Below are 991 nucleotides of genomic sequence, written 5' to 3' on the forward strand. Positions count from 1 at the left end.
TAGGGCAGCCGTACTTCGTGACCTGACCGGTGCGGTGGGGTATGGACGGACAGGATGTGCGGCGACGGAGACGGCCACCGCATGATCGTCCGGTGTTGTGTGGACAACGAAGGATCACGAGGTGGCCGCAGCGGCCATGGTAGAGGCCAGTCGGGTCGAGGAGAACCTCGCCACGCTGATGGGAGACCTCGGCGCGTGTTTCGCCCGGGTCGAACCACTACGGCAGGCCGGCAAGTACGTCCGTGGCCTCATCGCCGACCTGCCCCGGAAGAACTGCTGGACCCTCGCCGAACACGCCGGGGACACCACCCCGGACCGGATGCAACGACTACTCGAACGCGCGGTCTGGGACACCGGCAAGGCGATGGGCGTGGTCCGTGACTTCGCCGTGGCACGCCTGGCCGACCCGGACGGCGACAACACGCTGATCTTCGACGAGAGCGGGGTGGAGAAGACCGGCACCGGCACGTGCGGCGTGACCCGCCAGTACGTGGGCTGCGCGGGAAAGGTCACCAACGCCGTCAACCTGGTCAACGCCACCTACGCCACCCGCGCCGGCCACGCCCTGGTCGGCTCCCGCCTGTGGATCCCCGCCGCCCACCTCGACGACGACGCCCGCCGCGCCGCCACCGGCGTCCCCGCCGACACCGAGTTCGCGACCAAACCCCGACTCGCCGCCGACCTGCTCACCGAGACACTCGACGCCGGCGTACCGGTGCGGTGGTGCACCGCCGACGCCGTCTACGGCCGGGACCGGCGGCTACGCGACACCTGCGAGACCCGGGGAATCGGCTACAGCCTCGGCGTGCCGTGCTCGTTCCGGATCACCCTGCCCGGCTGGAAGACGAAGATCCGCGCCGACGCGGCGGCCGCGACCCTGACCACCGACACCGCCTGGCAGACCATGTCCTGCGGGGCGGGTTCCAAAGGCGACCGCTGGTACGCGTGGGCGTGGATCGCCACCGCCGGCCCCCGCCACTACCTGCTCGTA

1 protein-coding gene is annotated in these 991 nt (G+C 70.7%); it reads left to right on the forward strand.

Annotated features, from left to right (window positions below; all coding sequences use genetic code 11):
- Positions 1-136 precede the first annotated feature (136 nt).
- On the forward strand, positions 137-991 hold an 855-nt coding region (locus tag ACFHW1_RS28790), incomplete at its 3' end, for an IS701 family transposase (RefSeq protein ID WP_416616728.1).

Source organism: Micromonospora sp. LOL_014 (assembly GCF_048060245.1).
Taxonomy (GTDB): Bacteria; Actinomycetota; Actinomycetes; order Mycobacteriales; family Micromonosporaceae; genus Micromonospora_E.